Raw genomic sequence first — 17,009 nt, 5'->3', positions numbered from 1 at the left:
GATGCAGCAGGCATGAGCGTGCGCATCGTCGTGATGGGGCCGAGCGGATCCGGGAAATCGACGGTCGGTGCGGCGCTGGCGGAGAGCCTCGAGGCGCGCTTCATGGACGGTGACGATCTGCATCCGCTGACCAACGTCGAGAAGATGGCAGCGGGGATCGCCCTCGATGACGAGGACCGGATGCCCTGGCTGCGGGTGGTCGGACGGACGCTCGCCGCCGAGACGCACATCGTCGTCGCCTGTTCCGCGCTGCGGCGGCGCTACCGGGATGCCATCAGGGCGGAGGCGCCGGACGCCTTCTTCGTCGAGCTCGGCGTGGCACGGGAGACGCTCGCCCGGCGACTGGGTGGACGGCCCGACCACTTCATGCCGGCCTCGCTGCTCGATTCCCAGCTCGACGCGTGGGAACCGCTGACGGGTGACGAGCCCGGCGTCCGGGTCGATGCCGCGCTCCCGCTGGTGCAGGAGGTGGCGGCGATCCGGAAGGCGCTCGCCGCGGAGACGGGAACGCCGGGGGAGCCTCAGTCCTTGCGGTAGCCCGAGCGGCCGAGCGAGAAGAGAGCCGCACCCGTGGCGACGGCCGCGCACACCGACATGGCGCCGATCAGCCAGAGGAGGACGTGGGAGAGGAAGGCGCCGTCGAGCATGGGGGTACTCCGAATTTCTGCAGTGGGGACCGGTGTCCTCAGCCTATCGGGTCATCCGGTACCATGGAGGCGTACCTCGGCGAGGGACGCTTCTGCGCGTGCGCGGGCGTCCGTGATCGACGCGGCGAAGCAAGCCCGGTGGCTTTCCTCACGCGTCCGCGTTCGAGTCCACAATTCCAAGACCACCGCGCGGCGCCTTCGCTGCGTGCCCCGAAGGAGAACCTCATGTCTGAAGACACCACGGTCCACGCCGAGCTGCGCAGCAGCTTCGGCAAGGGCTTCGCCCGTCGTCTGCGCGCCGCCGGCAAGATCCCCGCGGTCATCTACGGCCACGGCACCGAGCCCGTGCACGTCGCGCTGCCCGGCCACCAGGTCTCCCTGATCATCCGTCGCGCCAACGCGCTGCTCGACCTCGACATCGAGGGCACCTCGCAGCTCGCGCTCGTCAAGGACGTGCAGAAGGACCCGGTGCACCAGATCATCGAGCACATCGACCTCCTGGTCGTGAAGAAGGGCGAGAAGGTCGCCATCGACGTCCCCGTCGTCGTCACCGGTGAGTCGGCCCCCGGCACCATCGTCAACCTCGATGCCACGACCATCCAGGTCGAGGCGGAGGCCACCCACATCCCCGAGAACATCGAGGTCTCGGTCGAGGGTCTCGAGGAGGGCGCGCACATCACCGCCGCCGACGTCACCCTCCCGAAGGGCTCGACGCTCCTCACCGACGCCGAGGTCCTCGTGGTCGCGATCTCCGTCCCGGCCGCTCCGGTCGAGGACGAGGAGACCGAGGGCGAGTCCGCCGAGGGTGCCGCCGAGGCGTCCGAGGAGGCCGCCGCGGAGTGATCTCCGCCTGCTTCATCACGGAGGGGACGCGATCGGATCGCGTCCCCTCCGTCGTATCCTGACCGGGGTGACGGCTCCGGCGAGAGAGGACGAGGAATGGCAGCCACCTGGCTCGTGGTCGGTCTCGGCAATCCGGGACCCCGCTATGAGGCGACCCGCCACAACATCGGCCAGATGGTCGTCGATGAGCTCGCGGCCCGCCGCGGAGAGAGCTTCCGGGAGCACAAGGGGGGCGCGCGCGTCGTCGAGACCTGGCTCCGGCCCGGTGCCGACAAGCTCGTGCTCGCCAAGCCGAACACGTTCATGAACGTCTCGGGAACCCCTGTCGCAGCGCTCGCCCGGTTCTACTCCGTCCCTCTCGACCACGTGGTCGTCGTGCACGACGAGCTCGACATCCCGTTCGACACGGTCAAGCTCAAGACCGGAGGAGGGCACGGCGGGCACAACGGCGTGCGTGACATCGCGCGGGCCCTCACGAGCCCGGACTTCCCGCGGGTGCGGGTCGGCATCGGCCGACCGGCGGGGCGCCAGGATCCTGCCGACTGGGTGCTCTCCCCGTTCGGCAAGGACGAGCGTGCGAACCTTCCCCTGCTCGTGGGTGACGCCGCGGACGCCGTCGAGCTCCTCGTCGGGGAAGGCCTGCTCGCCGCGCAGCAGAAGCATCACGCACCGCGCTGACCGGCGCCCCGCGGGGTCAGGTGGTGAAGGTGGCGTATCCCGCGGCGCCGCCGACGGCGAAGGCCGTGAACACGGCGACGAAGAAGATGACTGCGCCGAGGACGGCGACGATCAGCGCGGCGATGCCCGCTCCACGTCCCTGCTTTCGGCGGATCGCGATGATGCCGAGCACGATCGCGGCGATGCCGAACACCGTGCCGGCCCAGAACGACAGCTCCGTCCACAGCACCTGATCACGCGCGGGGGACAGGAACCCGAGATCTCCCGAGGAGCCGCTGATGCCCTGCGGGATGCGGCGGCCCACCTCGAACGCGCTGACGCCGCCGATGATCGGCATGACGACGGCCGCGAGGATCGAGAGGCCGAGGGCGAGCAGGCCGAGGAACCCCGAGGGCTTCGGCGCGGCGTCGGGCGCCGTGTACGTGCCGGACGGTGCCGCATAGCCGCCCACGGGCACCTGATACGCCCCCGGAGGCGCAGCCGGGGGTGCCGGCTGGCCGTATCCGCCGGTCGGCGGGTAGGGTGCCGGAGCCCTCGGCGGTACGGACGCGTACGCGGGCGGCGGGATCGCACCGGAGACCGAGTCCTGCGGGACCGAGGCCGCCGGAGGGGCGGGCGGAACGGCGCCGGACGGAGGGGGCAGCTGGGGATCGGTCACGATGTCATCCTAGGGTGGCGCGCGGCTCAGACCCGGCGCAGCAGTCCGACGCGGTCGTACACGTCGGACAGCGTCCGATCGGCGACGGCATCGGCGCGGGCGGCGTTCTCGGCGAGGATCCGGTCGAGCTCGGCCGGATCGTCGAGGAGTTCGAGCGCACGGTCGCGCACCGGAGCGAACTCCTCCACGACGACCTCGGCGAGGCCCTTCTTGAAGTCGCCGTACCCGCGACCCGCGTACTCGTCCTCGATGGCGGGGATCTGGCGTCCGCTCAGCGCGGCGTAGATGGTCAGGAGGTTCGAGACGCCCGGCTTGGCCTCGCGATCGAACCGCACGGTGCCCTCGTTGTCGGTCACCGCGCGCATGATCTTCTTCGCCGACTTCGCCGGGTCGTCCAGCATCCACAGCACGCCGGCATCGCTCTCGGCCGACTTCGACATCTTGGCCGTCGGATTCTGCAGGTCGTAGATGCGCGCCGTCTCCTTCTGGATGACCGGGACCGGCACCGTGAAGGTCTCGCCGAACCGCGAGTTGAAGCGCTCCGCGAGGTCGCGGGTGAGCTCGACGTGCTGCTTCTGGTCGTCGCCGACCGGCACGACGTCCGTCTGGTAGAGCAGGATGTCGGCGGCCATGAGCACCGGGTAGGTGAAGAGGCCGACGCTGGTCGCATCGGCGCCGTAGCGGGCCGACTTGTCCTTGAACTGGGTCATCCGTCCGGCCTCACCGAAGCCGGTGATCGTGCTGAGGATCCAGGCGAGCTCGGCGTGCGCACGCACGTGCGACTGCACGTACAGCGTCGACTGCGACGGCTCGATGCCCGCCGCGATGTACTGCGCGGCGGTACGGCGGGTCTTCTCGCGGAGCTCGGCCGGGTTCTGGGCGACCGTGAGGGCGTGCAGGTCGACGACGGAGAAGAACGCGTCGTACGAGGTCTGGAGCTCCCGCCACTGCAGGAGTGCGCCGATGTAGTTGCCGATCTGGAGGGAGTCGGCGGAGGGCTGCATTCCGGAGTAGAGACGAGGCTTGTTCACCCGTCAATCCTATGCGTCCGCGCCGCGGACCCCTGCGCCCGCCGATCCCTTACGCTGACGTCATGACGAGCGGTGCGCCTCCGACGCGGGGACAGGTGTTCCTCGACGCGTTGGGCGCGGACGCCGAGCGTCTGCACCCGGAGATCCTCGCGCAGTATCGCGCTCCCGTCGCGGCGGGGCACGCGGAGGGGGTGTTCGCCGTCGCGGGGAGCCGCTTCGGTCGCGCAGCCGGTCTCGCGCGTCCGATCGTCGGGCCGGGTCTGCTGGTGCCGACATCGGGACGAGATGTCCCGTTCGTGCTCCGCACGGCCTCGGGGCGCACAGAGACCGGCCGCGCGACGCTCGACTCCATCCGCGAGTTCCGTTTCCCCGGACGGACCGCGCGGATTGTCGACCGGCTCACGGTGAGCGTGCGACCGGGACTGGTCCGGAACCTGCTCGGTGCCCGAGGCCGCGTGGAGCTCATCGAGGAGTGCAGCGTGACGGCGGAGGGCTTCCTGCGGATGCGCACCGTCCGAGTCGCGCTGCGGCTGTTCGGTCGGCGGTTCGCGCTGCCCGGTCCGCTCGGCGTGCGCGTGGACCTGGTCGACGGCTGGGACGCGGAGCACCGCCGGCGCACGATCGATATGCGTGCCGTGAACCCGCTGCTCGGCACCGTCTTGGAGTACCGCGGATGGTATCGGGAGTCGGAGCCGTCGCCCTCCGAGCAGCCCGACCCGGGTCAGTAGGTGTAGTCGACGACGACCGGCGCGTGGTCGCTCCAGCGCTGGTCGTACGCGGCCGCACGCGCCACGTGGTACGCCTGGACGCGCTCGGCGAGAGCGGGCGTGGCCAGGTGGTAGTCGATGCGCCATCCCGAGTCGTTGTCGAAGGCCTTCCCGCGCATGGACCACCAGGTGTAGGGCCCGTCCACCTCGCCGTGGAAGCGGCGGCCGACGTCCACCCAGCCCAGGCCGGTGCCGACCGAGCCGTCGACGCCGGTGACCGGGGTCCCGGCCTCACCGAGGAAGCGATCGAAGTAGGCGCGCTCACGCGGCAGGAAGCCGGCCTTGGTGCGGTTGCCGCGCCAGTTCTTGATGTCGAGCTCGCGGTGCCCCACGTTGAGGTCGCCGGTGACGAGGGCGAGGGCGCCGTCGGTGTTCAGGCTCGCCAGTCGCGCTTCGAACGCGTCGAGGAACTTCCACTTCTCGTCCTGCTTCGGGGTGTCGGCCTCGCCGGAGTGCACGTAGGCGCTGACGACGGTGAGCGGACGGTCGCCGATCAGGAAGTCGGCCTCGATCCAGCGCCCCTTGGAGTCGAAGTCCTCCGGGCCGAAGTCCGCCCGGGAGGCGAGCGCGGGGAGGCGGCTGGCGATCGCGACGCCCGCTCGCCCCTTGGCCGTGGCCTCGTCGTGGACGAAGGTCCAGCCGGGGAGGGCGGCCTCGATGTGCTCGTCCTGCCCGCGCACCTCCTGAAGGGTGAGGATGTCGATGTCGGCGGCGTCCAGCCACGTGCTCATCCCGTTGCGGGCGGCCGCCCGGATCCCGTTGACATTGACCGAGGCGATACGCAGGTGAGGCATTCCTCCAGCCTAACGAGCACCGCCGACATCGCGGTTCTGACGGTGATCGAGCTCGGAGAGCAGGCGCTGCGCGAGAGGGGAGGTCGGGGGTGCGGGCGGGGGAGCAGAGGCCTCCAGTCGCGCGACCTCGTCCTCCGCCTCGCGGACGGCGTGCCCGGCCGCCCAGCTCCGATACCACGGGGCCTCGTCTTGCGCGGCTCGGGCGTCGCGCAATCGGATCCGTGCCGCCGCGAGCAGGGTGGCGTGCTCCGCCACCCGCCGCTCGGCCTCCGTCGGCAGCAGGAGCGGGAGGTCGCGGTCCTGGGCAGCGACGGCGATCCAGGAGGCGGCGACGAGCATGACCACCCCGTTCACCCGGAACCACAGCAGCAGCCCGACGAAGATCGCGAAGGTCGCCAGCAGGGGATTGGACGGCGTGTAGCTCAGGAGGAACCCGACCCCGAACTGCAGCACCGTCATGGCCGCGCCGCCGAGGAGGGCGCCCGGCCAGATGGTGCTCCAGTGCAGCGAGGTGCCGGTGAGGAAGCGCACCATCGCCGCCAGCGCCCCCGTCAGCAGGACGAACGACACGAGCACCGTGCCGATCCGGATGCCGAGGTTGAGGCCGTCCGATCCCGCGTCCCAGCCGAGGAGCGAGAGCACCCAGCTCAGCACGGCGGCGCTGGCCGAGCTGAGGGCGGAGCCGAGGATCAGCGAGACACCGAAGATGAGGGCGGCGAGGAGGTCGCGCGCTTTGAGGAGGAGGTAGCTGCGGCGGTCGGGCTCGAGGCCGAAGATGTCCCGCACGGCTCGCCGGGAGAAGGTCACCCAGCCGATCGCCGTCCAGATGACCGTGCCGAGCGCGATGAGGCCGGTGATTCCGAGGAACCCGGTGGTGTTCGACGCGATCTCCTGCACCTGTGCGGGCGTGAAGACGCCGCCCTCGTCGAGGATGAGGTTCGGGATGTAGTTGTTGATGATGTCGATGAGCCCGTTCACGGCCTCCTCGCTGCCGCCGAGCCAGAGCCCTGTGATGGCGAACGCGAGGTAGACCGCGGCGAAGATGGCGAACAGCGCCTGGTAGCTCACCCCGGCGGCGAGCAGGAAGCCGTTGTGTTGCAGGAAGTGACGCCACACCCGCACCGGGAAGAGACCGAGGGTCCGCCGCGTCAGCGCGGTCGCGCGCTCGACCGCGGCATCGAGGCGACCATCGGTCGCCGAACCGGGCTCGGACACGCCCCCACCCTACCCAAGACCGATCACGCCCTTCCGCGAGAACAGGCACAGACGCGAGAACAGGCGGCCCCGTCCGGGACCGCCTGTTCTCGCGTGAATGCCTGTGTCGGCGCGTCAGGGACGGCCGCGGAGGACCGCCTGCTTGACCTCGGCGATGGCCTTGGTGACCTCGATGCCGCGGGGGCACGCCTCGGAGCAGTTGAAGGTCGTGCGGCAGCGCCAGACGCCTTCCTTGTCGTTGAGGATGTCGAGGCGGACCGCAGCGTTGTCGTCACGCGAGTCGAAGATGAAGCGATGCGCGTTGACGATGGCCGCCGGGCCGAAGTACTGTCCGTCGGTCCAGAACACCGGGCATGACGAGGTGCACGCGGCGCAGAGGATGCACTTGGTGGTGTCGTCGAAGATCTCGCGGTCGGCGATGGACTGCGTGCGCTCCTTGCCCTTCTCCGGCACGGAGTTCGCGACGAGGAACGGCTGCACCTCGCGGTACGACGCGAAGAACGGCTCCATGTCGACGACGAGGTCCTTCTCCAGCGGCAGGCCCTTGATGGCCTCGACGTAGATCGGCTTCGAGATGTCGAGGTCCTTGATCAGCGTCTTGCACGCCAGGCGGTTGCGGCCGTTGATGCGCATGGCGTCGGAGCCGCAGATGCCGTGGGCGCAGGAGCGCCGGAAGGTGAGCGAGCCGTCGACCTCCCACTTGATCTTGTGCAGGGCGTCGAGGACGCGGTCGGTGGAGTAGAGCTCCACGTCGTAGTCGACCCAGTGCGGCTCGGCGTCGATCTCCGGGTCGAACCGACGGATGTTGAAGGTGACGATGAAGGACTGGATCCCGGTCTCTTCCGTCGTGTCTGCCGGGGCCTCGGCGAGGGCGTTGGACATGCTCAGTACTTCCTCTCCATCGGCGGGTAGTTGAACTCGCCCTTGTCGTTCTTGGTGAAGACGACGGGCTTCCAGTCGAGCTTGATGTGGTCGCTCGGGTCGGAGGAGTGCGGGTCGCCCGTGAGGTACGCCATGGTGTGCTTCATGTAGTTCTCGTCGTCGCGCTTCGGGAAGTCGTCGCGCATGTGGCCGCCGCGGCTCTCCTCGCGGTTCTGTGCGGCGTAGACGACGACCTCGGCGATGTCGAGCAGGAAGCCCAGCTCGACCGCCTCGAGCAGGTCGGTGTTGAACCGGTGGCCCTTGTCGTCGACGTGCACGTTCTTGTAGCGCTCACGGAGCTCGGCGATCACGCCGAGGACGTGCTGGAGGGATTCGTGCGTGCGGAACACCTGCGCGCCCTTGTCCATCTCGTCCTGCAGCGTCTTGCGCAGCACGGCGATCCGCTCGGTGCCCTGGTTGTTGCGCAGGCCCTCGAGCATGTCGGAGACGAACGCCGCGGGGTTCTCCGGAAGCGGGACGAAGTCCGCCGTCTTGACGTACTCCACCGCGTTGCGACCCGACCGCTTGCCGAACACGTTGATGTCGAGCAGCGAGTTCGTGCCGAGACGGTTGGCGCCGTGCACCGAGACGCAGGCGCACTCGCCGGCGGCGTAGAGACCGGGGACGACGGTGTCGTTGTCCGCGAGCACCTCGCCGTTGTTGTTCGTGGGGATGCCACCCATGGCGTAGTGCGCGGTGGGCATGACGGGCACCGGCTCGACGACCGGATCGACGCCCAGGTACGTGCGGGCGAACTCGGTGATGTCCGGGAGCTTGGTCTCGAGCACCTCGGCGCCCAGGTGCGTGCAGTCCAGCAGCACGTAGTCCTTGTGGGGACCGGCGCCGCGGCCCTCGGCGACCTCCTGGACCATGCAGCGCGCGACGATGTCACGAGGCGCCAGGTCCTTGATGGTGGGGGCGTAGCGCTCCATGAACCGCTCACCGGAGGCGTTGCGGAGGATCGCGCCCTCACCGCGCGCACCCTCGGTGAGGAGGATGCCGAGGCCGGCGAGACCGGTCGGGTGGAACTGGAAGAACTCGAGGTCCTCGAGGGGGAGGCCCTTGCGCCAGACGATGCCCACGCCGTCGCCGGTGAGCGTGTGCGCGTTGGAGGTCGTCTTGAAGATCTTGCCGAAGCCGCCGGTCGCGAAGATCACGGCCTTGGACTGGAAGACGTGCAGCTCGCCCGTGGCGAGGTCGTACGCGACGACGCCGGCGACCTGCGTCGCCCCCGCCGCGTCCTTCACGGTGATGAGGTCGAGCACGTAGAACTCGTTGAAGAAGTTGATGCCGAGCTTGACGCAGTTCTGGAACAGCGTCTGCAGGATCATGTGGCCGGTGCGGTCGGCGGCGTAGCACGCGCGGCGGACCGGGGTCTTGCCGTGCTCGGCCGTGTGGCCGCCGAAGCGGCGCTGGTCGATCTTGCCCTCAGGGGTGCGGTTGAAGGGGAGGCCCATGTTCTCGAGGTCGATGACCGCGTCGATGGCCTCCTTCGCGAGGATCTCCGCCGCGTCCTGGTCGACGAGGTAGTCGCCGCCCTTGACGGTGTCGAAGGTGTGCCACTCCCAGGAGTCCTCCTCGACGTTCGCGAGGGCCGCCGCCATGCCGCCCTGCGCGGCACCGGTGTGCGACCGCGTCGGGTACAGCTTGGAGATCACGGCCGTCTTCGCGCCGGGGCCGGCCTCGATGGCCGCCCGCATGCCGGCGCCGCCGGCGCCCACGATGACGATGTCGAACTGGTGGTAGTGCACGCCGTCACGGACGACGGAATCCTGCGTCTGGGTAGTCACTTCTCGTTTGCCTCTTCTTCTAGCCCTGCGCCTGGCAGGTCTCCCACAGCGTGCTCGACTCGGTCACACCCAGGCACGGGTCGAACGTGAAGACGACCAGGGTGCCGAGGAGGATGAGCAGGCCCGCGGCCAGGCCGAGGGCCCAGACGAGCGCCTTGCGCGCGGTGGGGTTGGTCACGTAGTCGTTCACGATCGTGCGCATGCCGTTGGCGCCGTGGATGAGGGCGAGCCAGAGCATCAGCACGTCCCACCACTGCCAGAACGGCGTGGCGAACTTGCCGGCGATGAAGGCGAAGTCGAGGGCGTGGATGCCCTCGCCGACCATGAGGTTGACGAAGAGGTGGCCGAAGATCAGCACGACGAGCACGACGCCCGAGACGCGCATGAAGACCCAGCCCCACTTCTCGAGGTTGATGCCGCGCTGACGGCGGGCGGGAGCGGCGACGGTCTGCGCGCTCATCAGTGTCCTCCTCCGAAGCCGGCGAACGCGAGCATCAGGTGACGCGGCACGAAGCCGGCCATGATGATGCCCCACACGAGCAGCACGCCCCAGAACAGCTGGCGCTGGTACTTGGCGCCCTTCGACCAGAAGTCGACGGCGATGATGCGCAGGCCGTTCATGGCGTGGAACACGATGCCCGCCACGAGCACGACCTCGCCGATCGCCATGACCGGGTTCTTGTACGTGCCGATGACCGCGTCGTACGCCTCCGGCGACACCCTGATCAGCGCCGTGTCGAGCACGTGCACCAACAGGAAGAAGAAGATGGCGACTCCGGTGATGCGGTGAAGCACCCACGACCACATGCCTTCGCGACCCCGGTAGAGGGTGCCGCGGGGGGTCTTGGACGTGGTTTCCGAAATCGACGGTGTCAAGCGAGCGCTTGTGGACACGGTCGTCCTCCCTGGATCGATGTGTTTCGGTCGCGTGCGCTGCTTCGTCCACATCTGGCCTGGAGGAGGGTCAGGCACGCCCGATCGGAGTCCATCCTATTCCCGTGCGGACGCCGCGGGCGACGAAGGGGAGCCTAAGTCGAACCCGCCGCTACGCTGGCCTGCATGAGCGAGCCGATCGAAGACTTCTATGCGGTCATCCCCGCCGGTGGCATCGGCAGTCGGCTGTGGCCGCTGTCCCGCGCGGACGCCCCGAAGTTCCTGCACGACCTCACCGGCTCCGGCCATTCGCTGCTGCGCGATACGTGGGACCGGCTGGAGCCGCTCGCCGGACCGGACCGGATCGCGGTGGTCACCGGCCGCGCCCACCGAGCTGCGGTGGAGGCGGAGCTGCCCGGCATCGCCGACCTCAACGTCTTCCTGGAATCCGAGCCCCGCGAGTCCGCGGCGGCGATCGGGCTGGCCGCGGCCGTGCTGCATCGGCGCAACCCGGACGTGATCATCGGCTCGTTCAGCGCGGACCACGTCATCCGGGGCACGCGGGTCTTCGAGTTCGCCGTCCGCGACGCCGTCGAGGTCGCCAGGGAGGGCTACATCTGCACGATCGGCATCGCGCCGACCGAGCCGGCGGTCGGCTTCGGCTACATCAAGAAGGGGCCGGAGCTGGTCGTGGAGCGCGCCAGGGAGGCGGCCCTCGTCGAGAGCTTCGTCGAGAAGCCGGATCTGGAGACGGCCAGGGCCTACCTCGCCGAGCGCACCTACCTGTGGAACGCGGGCATGTTCATCGCGAAGGCGAGCGTCCTGCTGGACGAGCTCGCGGCCAACGAGCCCGCCCTGCACGCCGGTCTTCTCGAACTCGCCGAGGCCTGGGACGACCGGGAGCTCCGCGGGCCCGCCGTCGACCGCATCTGGCCACGGCTGAAGAAGATCGCGATCGACTACGCCGTCGCGGAGCCGGCGGCGCGGCGCGGGCGTCTCGCCGTGGTCCCCGGGCACTTCGACTGGGACGACGTGGGGGACTTCGCGTCGCTGACGAAGCTCATCACGAATGGCCGCAAGAACGACCTCGCCGTCCTCGGGCCCCGCGCCCGGGTGCTGACCGACGCGGCCAGCGGCATCCTCGTCAGCCAGACCACCCGCGTGATCAGCCTGGTGGGGGTGCAGGACATCGTCGTGGTCGACACCCCGGACGCGCTCCTGGTCACGACGGTCGAGAACGCGCAGCGGGTGAAGGGCGTGGTGGAGTCGCTCAAACTCAACGGCCAGGGCGACGTGCTCTGATGAGCAGCGCTCCGTGCTCATCGGCAGGGTTGATTTCAGCTTTGTAACCATTGGCCCGGCCGCCCGGGGCCGACGTGCACGAACGTCGAAACACTAGGTAACTTTGATCGATCCGCGATGGCCGCGGGTTCGTTGAGGGAGGCATCCGTGACCATCTCCACCACCAAGAAGCTGCTCGGCGCGACGGTCGCCGCCGGTGTCGTCTTCGCTCTTGCCGGCTGCGGTCAGGCGCCGACCGACGAGTCCGAGGGCGGATCCGCCCCCGTCGACTCCGACTTCAAGCCGTGCCTCATCTCCGACGCCGGCGGCTGGAACGACAAGTCGTTCAACCAGTCGGCCAAGGAGGGCATGGACAGCGCCGCCGACGAGCTCGGCATCAAGCCGCTGGAGTTCGAGTCCGCCAACGACAACGACTACGCGCCGAACCTCGAGACCGCCGTCTCCGAGGGCTGCTCGCTCATCGTCTCGGTCGGCTTCAAGCTGTCCGCAGCCACGGTCGAGTCCGCGCTCGCGAACCCCGAGATCGACTACGCGATCATCGACGACTGGGCTGACAACGACTTCGACGGCACCACCGACGCGCCGAACATCAAGCCCCTCGTCTTCGACACCGCTCAGGCTGCCTACCTCGGCGGCTACGCCGCGGCCGCCTGGTCCGCAGAGGCCGGCGTGAACAAGGTCGGCACCTTCGGCGGCATGCAGATCCCGTCGGTCGCCGTCTTCATGGACGGCTACCAGCTCGGTGTCGAGAAGTACAACGAGGACAAGTCGGCCGACGTCCAGGTCTTCGGTTGGGACGCCGCCACCCAGAAGGGCTCCTTCACGGGCGGCTTCGACGCCAACGACACGGCCAAGCAGACCGCCCAGGGCGTGCTCGACCAGGGTGTCGACGTCATCCTCCCCGTCGGCGGCCCGGTCTACCAGAGCGCCGCAGCGGCGATCAACGACAGCGGCAAGGACACGCTGATGCTCGGTGTCGACAGCGACCTCGCCGTCGCCGACCCCAGCGTCGCCGACATCACGCTCGTCTCCATCATGAAGGCCATCGACGTGGCCGTCCGCGACGCGACGCTCGCGGCCGCCGCCGGCGAGTTCGATCCGGAGCCCTACATCGGCACGCTCGAGAACGAGGGCGTGAAGCTCTCCGGCTTCGGCGACTTCGAGGCGGACCTGCCCGAGGGCCTCACGGACGAGCTGTCCGCTCTCCAGGAGCAGATCATCTCCGGCGACATCACGGTGGAGTCCGAGAACTCTCCCACCCGCTGAGTCGGAGCCGTACCCAGCACGGGGCGAGTGGCGCAGGCTGCCACTCGCCCCGCACTGTGGGCGGCGACGATTCTTCTCGGTGACTCTTCTGGATAAGGTGCAGATATGAAGCTCGAACTTCGCGGCATCACCAAGCGATTCGGCAGCCTCGTGGCGAACGACCACATCGATCTCGTGGTCGAACCCGGTCAGATCCACGCTCTCCTCGGCGAGAACGGTGCAGGCAAGTCGACGCTGATGAACGTGCTCTACGGCCTGTATCAGGCCGACGAGGGCGAGATCCTCCTCGACGACGTCGTGCAGCACTTCCGCGGCCCCGGAGACGCGATGGCCGCGGGCATCGGCATGGTGCACCAGCACTTCATGCTCGTGCCGGTGTTCACGGTGGCCGAGAACGTCATGCTCGGTCACGAGCAGACCAAGGGCCTCGGCACGCTCGACATCGCGAAGGCGCGCGAGCACGTGCGCGCGGTCGCGGCGCGGTTCGGGTTCGACATCGATCCGGACGCCGTCGTCGGCGACCTGCCCGTCGGTGTGCAGCAGCGCGTCGAGATCATCAAGGCGCTGTCCCGCGACGCCAAGGTCCTCGTCTTCGACGAGCCCACCGCGGTGCTGACGCCGCAGGAGACCGACGAGCTCATGGCCATCATGCGCCAGCTCCGGGACGAGGGCACCGCCATCGTCTTCATCACGCACAAGCTGCGCGAGGTGCGCGAGGTCGCCGACCGCATCACGATCGTCCGGCTCGGCCGGGTGGTGGGGGAGGCCTCGCCGACCGCCACCAACGCCGAGCTGGCCTCGCTCATGGTCGGCCGCGCGGTCGAGCTGACCGTGCACAAGGAGGCGCCGCGCCTCGGCGAAGGCGGCCTGGAGGTCCGCAACCTCCGGGTGCTCACCTCGACCGGAGCCATCGTCGTCGACGACGTCGACTTCACGGTCCGCCCCGGTGAGGTCCTCGCCGTCGCCGGTGTGCAGGGCAACGGCCAGACCGAGCTCGTCGAGGCCATCGTCGGCCTCGCCGCACGCGTCGAGGGGAACATCATCCTCGACGGCACCGAGCTCGTGGGCAAGAGCGTCCGCGGCATCCTCGACGCCGGTGTCGGGTTCGTGCCGGAGGACCGTACCGAGGACGGCCTCGTCGCCGGATTCTCGGTCGCCGAGAACCTCATCCTCGACCGCTCCGACGATCCCGCCTTCAGCCGGGCCGGGACGCTGCGTCGCGGCGCCCTGGAGGACTTCGCCAAGGAGCGCATCGCGGAATACGACATCCGCACGCAGGGCCCGGACACCCCCGCGGGAACCCTCTCCGGAGGCAACCAGCAGAAGGTCGTGATCGCGCGCGAGATGAGCCGGGAACTGCGGCTCTTCGTCGCGGCCCAGCCGACGCGCGGGGTCGACGTGGGCTCGATCGAGTTCATCCACAAGCGCATCATCGAGACGCGGGACGCGGGCATCCCCGTGATCGTCGTCTCGACCGAGCTCGACGAGGTCGCCGCCCTCGCCGACCGGATCGCGGTCATGTACCGCGGCACCATCGTCGGCATCGTCCCCGGTGACACGCCCCGGGAGACACTCGGACTCATGATGGCCGGAGCGGCCGATGCGGAGGTGACCGCGTGAGCGGCGCGACACCCGGTGCAGGAGACGTCACGAAGGGGCTGCCCCCCGAGCAGCTCCCGCCCAGCACGGGCCTGGCGGACGAGGTGCCGCCGCCCCCGCGCGGCAACGCCGTCCTCAAGGAGATCCTCCGCGGGAGTGCGGTCACGACGATCCTGGCGATCGTCCTCGCGCTCATCGTCGGCGGCATCCTCATCGCTTTCACGAACGAAGACGTGCAGAAGGCCTCCGGATACTTCTTCGCCAAGCCGAGCGACACGTTCGTCGCGGCATGGAACGCGGTCTACAACGGCTACGAGGCGCTGTTCCGCGGAGCGATCTTCAACGCCCGCGGCGCCGACTTCGCCGCGCAGATCCGACCGCTGACGAACACGCTGGGCTTCGCGGCTCCGCTGATCGCCGCCGGTCTGGGCGTCGCGCTCGCCTTCCGCGTCGGCCTGTTCAACATCGGTGCCCGCGGTCAGATGCTCGTCGGCGTCGCGGTCGCGGCCCTGCTGACGTTCAACCTCGACCTGCCGATCTGGTTCCACCTGCCCGTCACCCTGCTGGCCGGTATCGCCGGCGGTGCGCTCTGGGGCGGCATCGCCGGTCTCATCAAGGCACGCACGGGCGCGCACGAGGTGATCCTCACGATCATGCTCAACTACATCGCGTACTACCTGCTGCTGTGGATGATCCGCACGCCGGGGCTCCTGCAGAAGCCGGGGACCAATCAGGCGCTCGGCTCGGCGACGCCGGAGAGCGCGCAGTTCCCGACCCTGCTCGGCCCGCAGTTCCCGCTTCTGGACCTCGGCTTCGTCATCGTGGTCATCGCGACGGTGTTCGTGTGGTGGCTCATCGAGCGCTCCTCGCTGGGCATGCGCATGCGCGCGGTGGGGGAGAACCCGCACGCCGCTCGCGCCGCGGGCATCAGCGTCAAGCGCGTCTACGTCTACGCGATGCTCTTCGCGGGTGCCCTCGCCGGCCTCGCCGGCATGAACCAGCTCCAGGGCGCCGTCACCACCGGCGTCACCGAGACCATCGACGCCGGCATCGGCTTCGACGCCATCACGGTCGCCCTCCTCGGACGCAGCCGCGCGTGGGGGACCTTCGCGGCCGGGATCCTGTTCGGTGCCCTCAAGGCGGGCTCGTTCTCCATGCAGGCGCAGGACATCCCCGTCGACATCGTGCTCGTCGTGCAGTCGCTCGTCGTGCTGTTCATCGCCGCGCCGCCGCTGCTGCGCACGGTGTTCTTCCTCCCCAAGTCCGACGCAGAGAAGGCGGCCAAGGCGAGAGCCAAGGCCGCGAAGAAGGCGGTGACGGCATGATGTCGCTCGTGCAGACCGAAGCCGCCGACGGCACGGTGCAGCTCGCCACCGTCCGGGAGCGCCACCTCAAGGCGCCGATCAGCCTCGCGATCGTCACCGCGCTGCTGGCGGTGCTCTTCCTCGCCGTGCCGCGCAGCGGTATCAGCACCTTCCACCTCGGCGACCGCACGTCGGCCTTCGAGCTCCCCGACGTGGAGCTGCCCACCGCGCCGACCTTCTGGGTCGTCTTCGCCGTGCTCGTCGTCCTCACCGTCGGGGCCTTCCTCCGGGCATGGACGTACCGTGCGCCGTCGATCTGGCTCATCGTCGCCTACGGCGTGCTCGCGGTCTTCGCGTTCCTGGTCTGGGCCGCAGCCGGGGGCCTCGTCCCCGTCACGAGCCTGCTGTTCGGTGCCGTGTCGCTGTCGGTGCCGCTCGTGTTCGGCGCGCTCGGCGGCGTCATCGGCGAACGGGCCGGTGTCGTCAACGTGGCCATCGAGGGGCAGCTGCTCCTCGGCGCCTTCTCGGCGGCGCTGCTGTCCAGCATCACCGGCAACGCTTTCGTCGGCCTGATCGGCGCCATGATCGGCGGCGTGCTCGTCGCGAGCGTGCTGGCGGCGTTCGCCATCAAGTACCTCGTCGAGCAGGTCATCGTCGGTGTCGTGCTTAACGTCCTCGTCACCGGGCTCACCGGATTCCTCTACGGAGCGCTCCTCGCCCCGAACGAGGCCGAGCTGAACACCCCGGTCCGCTTCTCCCGCATCGAGATCCCGGTGCTGAGCGACATCCCGATCATCGGTCCGGTGCTGTTCAACCAGACCTTCATCGTGTACCTCATGTTCATCACCGTGGCCGTCGTCGCGTGGGGCCTGTACCGCACCAAGTGGGGCCTGCGCCTCCGCGCGGTGGGCGAGCACCCGCAGGCGGCCGACACGGTCGGCATCCGGGTCAACCCGACCCGCTTCTGGAACGTGCTGCTCGCGGGCGCGATCGCCGGCATCGGCGGTGCGTACTTCACGCTCGTGTCGGTCCCGCAGTTCGGCAAGGAGATGACGGCAGGTCTCGGCTTCATCGCTCTCGCCGCCGTGATCTTCGGCCGCTGGGACCCGATCCGCGCGACGCTCGCCGCCCTGCTCTTCGGATTCGCGACGAACCTGCAGAACCTGCTCTCGATCCTGAAGACGCCGATCCCCGGCGAGTTCATGCTCATGCTGCCGTACGTCGTCACGCTGCTCGCGGTCGCCGGATTCGCCGGTCAGATCCGGGGCCCTGCCGCCAGCGGCAAGCCGTACATCAAGTCGTAGAACCCGCAGGGAAGAAG

Annotated in this window: 18 protein-coding genes; 9 read left to right on the top strand and 9 right to left on the bottom strand. The window is 69.2% G+C overall.

Translation table 11 applies throughout. The annotated features are described in order from the left end of the window. The first annotated feature begins 12 nt into the window (after positions 1 to 12). A complete protein-coding gene (locus AB0N68_RS00580) occupies positions 13 to 537 on the top strand; it encodes a gluconokinase (RefSeq protein WP_187661954.1) in 525 nt (174 codons plus the stop codon). Here the strand turns inward: AB0N68_RS00580 and AB0N68_RS00575 are convergent. Next, entirely contained in the window at positions 522 to 647 is a 126-nt protein-coding gene (locus AB0N68_RS00575; RefSeq protein WP_259954603.1) for a hypothetical protein, read from the bottom strand. The genes AB0N68_RS00580 and AB0N68_RS00575 overlap by 16 nt on opposite strands. 225 nt (positions 648 to 872) lie before the next feature. Between AB0N68_RS00575 and AB0N68_RS00570 the strand changes: the two genes are divergently transcribed. Both AB0N68_RS00570 and pth read left to right on the top strand, forming a co-directional pair. Then, a complete protein-coding gene (locus AB0N68_RS00570) occupies positions 873 to 1,490 on the top strand; it encodes a 50S ribosomal protein L25/general stress protein Ctc (RefSeq protein WP_187661953.1) in 618 nt (205 codons plus the stop codon). A gap of 96 nt (positions 1,491 to 1,586) precedes the next feature. After that, the gene (gene pth / locus AB0N68_RS00565) at positions 1,587 to 2,168 is read left to right on the top strand and encodes an aminoacyl-tRNA hydrolase (protein WP_187661952.1); all 582 of its coding nucleotides are present in this window, start codon (positions 1,587 to 1,589) and stop codon (positions 2,166 to 2,168) included. 16 nt (positions 2,169 to 2,184) lie between these two features. On the opposite strand, the gene AB0N68_RS00560 is transcribed toward pth, so the two are convergent. Continuing rightward, positions 2,185 to 2,826, bottom strand: coding sequence for a hypothetical protein (locus tag AB0N68_RS00560; protein ID WP_259954605.1), 642 nt, complete (start codon positions 2,824 to 2,826; stop codon positions 2,185 to 2,187). A gap of 26 nt (positions 2,827 to 2,852) precedes the next feature. Further along, on the bottom strand, positions 2,853 to 3,857 hold the full coding sequence (gene trpS, locus AB0N68_RS00555) for a tryptophan--tRNA ligase (protein WP_259954607.1): 1,005 nt from the start codon (positions 3,855 to 3,857) through the stop codon (positions 2,853 to 2,855). A 62-nt stretch (positions 3,858 to 3,919) separates the two neighbouring features. Here trpS and AB0N68_RS00550 point away from each other — a divergent pair, with 62 nt between their 5' ends. Then, positions 3,920 to 4,585: a DUF4166 domain-containing protein gene (locus AB0N68_RS00550; RefSeq protein ID WP_292795561.1), complete on the top strand. Its 666-nt coding sequence runs from the start codon at positions 3,920 to 3,922 to the stop codon at positions 4,583 to 4,585. Here the strand turns inward: AB0N68_RS00550 and AB0N68_RS00545 are convergent. From AB0N68_RS00545 to sdhC, 6 genes are all read right to left on the bottom strand, one after another. Beyond that, positions 4,579 to 5,418, bottom strand: a complete 840-nt coding sequence (locus tag AB0N68_RS00545; RefSeq protein WP_259954609.1) for an exodeoxyribonuclease III — start codon at positions 5,416 to 5,418, stop codon at positions 4,579 to 4,581. The genes AB0N68_RS00550 and AB0N68_RS00545 overlap by 7 nt on opposite strands. A gap of 9 nt (positions 5,419 to 5,427) precedes the next feature. Continuing rightward, positions 5,428 to 6,633 carry a YhjD/YihY/BrkB family envelope integrity protein gene (locus AB0N68_RS00540; protein WP_259954610.1) on the bottom strand — a complete coding sequence of 402 codons (1,206 nt, stop codon included), beginning with the start codon at positions 6,631 to 6,633 and terminating at the stop codon, positions 5,428 to 5,430. 114 nt (positions 6,634 to 6,747) lie between these two features. Further along, on the bottom strand, positions 6,748 to 7,515 hold the full coding sequence (locus AB0N68_RS00535) for a succinate dehydrogenase iron-sulfur subunit (RefSeq protein ID WP_187661947.1): 768 nt from the start codon (positions 7,513 to 7,515) through the stop codon (positions 6,748 to 6,750). A 2-nt stretch (positions 7,516 to 7,517) separates the two neighbouring features. Then, the gene (gene sdhA / locus AB0N68_RS00530) at positions 7,518 to 9,344 is read right to left on the bottom strand and encodes a succinate dehydrogenase flavoprotein subunit (RefSeq protein WP_259954611.1); all 1,827 of its coding nucleotides are present in this window, start codon (positions 9,342 to 9,344) and stop codon (positions 7,518 to 7,520) included. Positions 9,345 to 9,363: 19 nt separating this feature from the next. After that, positions 9,364 to 9,804 carry a succinate dehydrogenase hydrophobic membrane anchor subunit gene (locus AB0N68_RS00525; RefSeq protein ID WP_149085820.1) on the bottom strand — a complete coding sequence of 147 codons (441 nt, stop codon included), beginning with the start codon at positions 9,802 to 9,804 and terminating at the stop codon, positions 9,364 to 9,366. Next, a complete protein-coding gene (gene sdhC / locus AB0N68_RS00520) occupies positions 9,804 to 10,238 on the bottom strand; it encodes a succinate dehydrogenase, cytochrome b556 subunit (RefSeq protein WP_082758508.1) in 435 nt (144 codons plus the stop codon). Before sdhC ends, AB0N68_RS00525 begins: the two co-directional genes overlap by 1 nt. A gap of 165 nt (positions 10,239 to 10,403) precedes the next feature. Between sdhC and AB0N68_RS00515 the strand changes: the two genes are divergently transcribed. From AB0N68_RS00515 to AB0N68_RS00495, 5 genes are all read left to right on the top strand, one after another. Then, positions 10,404 to 11,519, top strand: a complete 1,116-nt coding sequence (locus AB0N68_RS00515) for a mannose-1-phosphate guanylyltransferase (protein WP_071329657.1) — start codon at positions 10,404 to 10,406, stop codon at positions 11,517 to 11,519. 147 nt (positions 11,520 to 11,666) lie between these two features. Then, on the top strand, positions 11,667 to 12,785 hold the full coding sequence (locus AB0N68_RS00510) for a BMP family lipoprotein (protein ID WP_187661944.1): 1,119 nt from the start codon (positions 11,667 to 11,669) through the stop codon (positions 12,783 to 12,785). A gap of 105 nt (positions 12,786 to 12,890) precedes the next feature. Continuing rightward, positions 12,891 to 14,405 (top strand): ABC transporter ATP-binding protein, encoded by a 1,515-nt coding sequence (locus AB0N68_RS00505; protein WP_292795549.1) that lies wholly within the window; start codon positions 12,891 to 12,893, stop codon positions 14,403 to 14,405. Continuing rightward, positions 14,402 to 15,709: an ABC transporter permease gene (locus AB0N68_RS00500; protein WP_187661942.1), complete on the top strand. Its 1,308-nt coding sequence runs from the start codon at positions 14,402 to 14,404 to the stop codon at positions 15,707 to 15,709. Before AB0N68_RS00505 ends, AB0N68_RS00500 begins: the two co-directional genes overlap by 4 nt. Continuing rightward, positions 15,709 to 16,992 carry an ABC transporter permease gene (locus AB0N68_RS00495; protein WP_396654780.1) on the top strand — a complete coding sequence of 428 codons (1,284 nt, stop codon included), beginning with the start codon at positions 15,709 to 15,711 and terminating at the stop codon, positions 16,990 to 16,992. Before AB0N68_RS00500 ends, AB0N68_RS00495 begins: the two co-directional genes overlap by 1 nt. Positions 16,993 to 17,009: the final 17 nt, after the last annotated feature.

Origin of the sequence: Microbacterium meiriae (assembly GCF_040685015.1) — a bacterium.
GTDB classification, from domain to species: domain Bacteria; phylum Actinomycetota; class Actinomycetes; order Actinomycetales; family Microbacteriaceae; genus Microbacterium; species Microbacterium meiriae.
This window is presented reverse-complemented; position numbering and strand designations above follow the sequence as displayed.

Bases quoted from the DNA above. Each gene is read 5' to 3' on its own strand.
- AB0N68_RS00580 (WP_187661954.1), top strand. From the start codon at position 13: ATGAGCGTGCGCATCGTCGTGATGGGGCCGAGCGGATCCGGGAAATCG.
- AB0N68_RS00575 (WP_259954603.1), bottom strand. From the start codon at position 647: ATGCTCGACGGCGCCTTCCTCTCCCACGTCCTCCTCTGGCTGATCGGC.
- AB0N68_RS00570 (WP_187661953.1), top strand. From the start codon at position 873: ATGTCTGAAGACACCACGGTCCACGCCGAGCTGCGCAGCAGCTTCGGC.
- pth (WP_187661952.1), top strand. From the start codon at position 1,587: ATGGCAGCCACCTGGCTCGTGGTCGGTCTCGGCAATCCGGGACCCCGC.
- AB0N68_RS00550 (WP_292795561.1), top strand. From the start codon at position 3,920: ATGACGAGCGGTGCGCCTCCGACGCGGGGACAGGTGTTCCTCGACGCG.
- AB0N68_RS00545 (WP_259954609.1), bottom strand. From the start codon at position 5,418: ATGCCTCACCTGCGTATCGCCTCGGTCAATGTCAACGGGATCCGGGCG.
- AB0N68_RS00535 (WP_187661947.1), bottom strand. From the start codon at position 7,515: ATGTCCAACGCCCTCGCCGAGGCCCCGGCAGACACGACGGAAGAGACC.
- AB0N68_RS00525 (WP_149085820.1), bottom strand. From the start codon at position 9,804: ATGAGCGCGCAGACCGTCGCCGCTCCCGCCCGCCGTCAGCGCGGCATC.
- AB0N68_RS00515 (WP_071329657.1), top strand. From the start codon at position 10,404: ATGAGCGAGCCGATCGAAGACTTCTATGCGGTCATCCCCGCCGGTGGC.
- AB0N68_RS00505 (WP_292795549.1), top strand. From the start codon at position 12,891: ATGAAGCTCGAACTTCGCGGCATCACCAAGCGATTCGGCAGCCTCGTG.
- AB0N68_RS00495 (WP_396654780.1), top strand. From the start codon at position 15,709: ATGTCGCTCGTGCAGACCGAAGCCGCCGACGGCACGGTGCAGCTCGCC.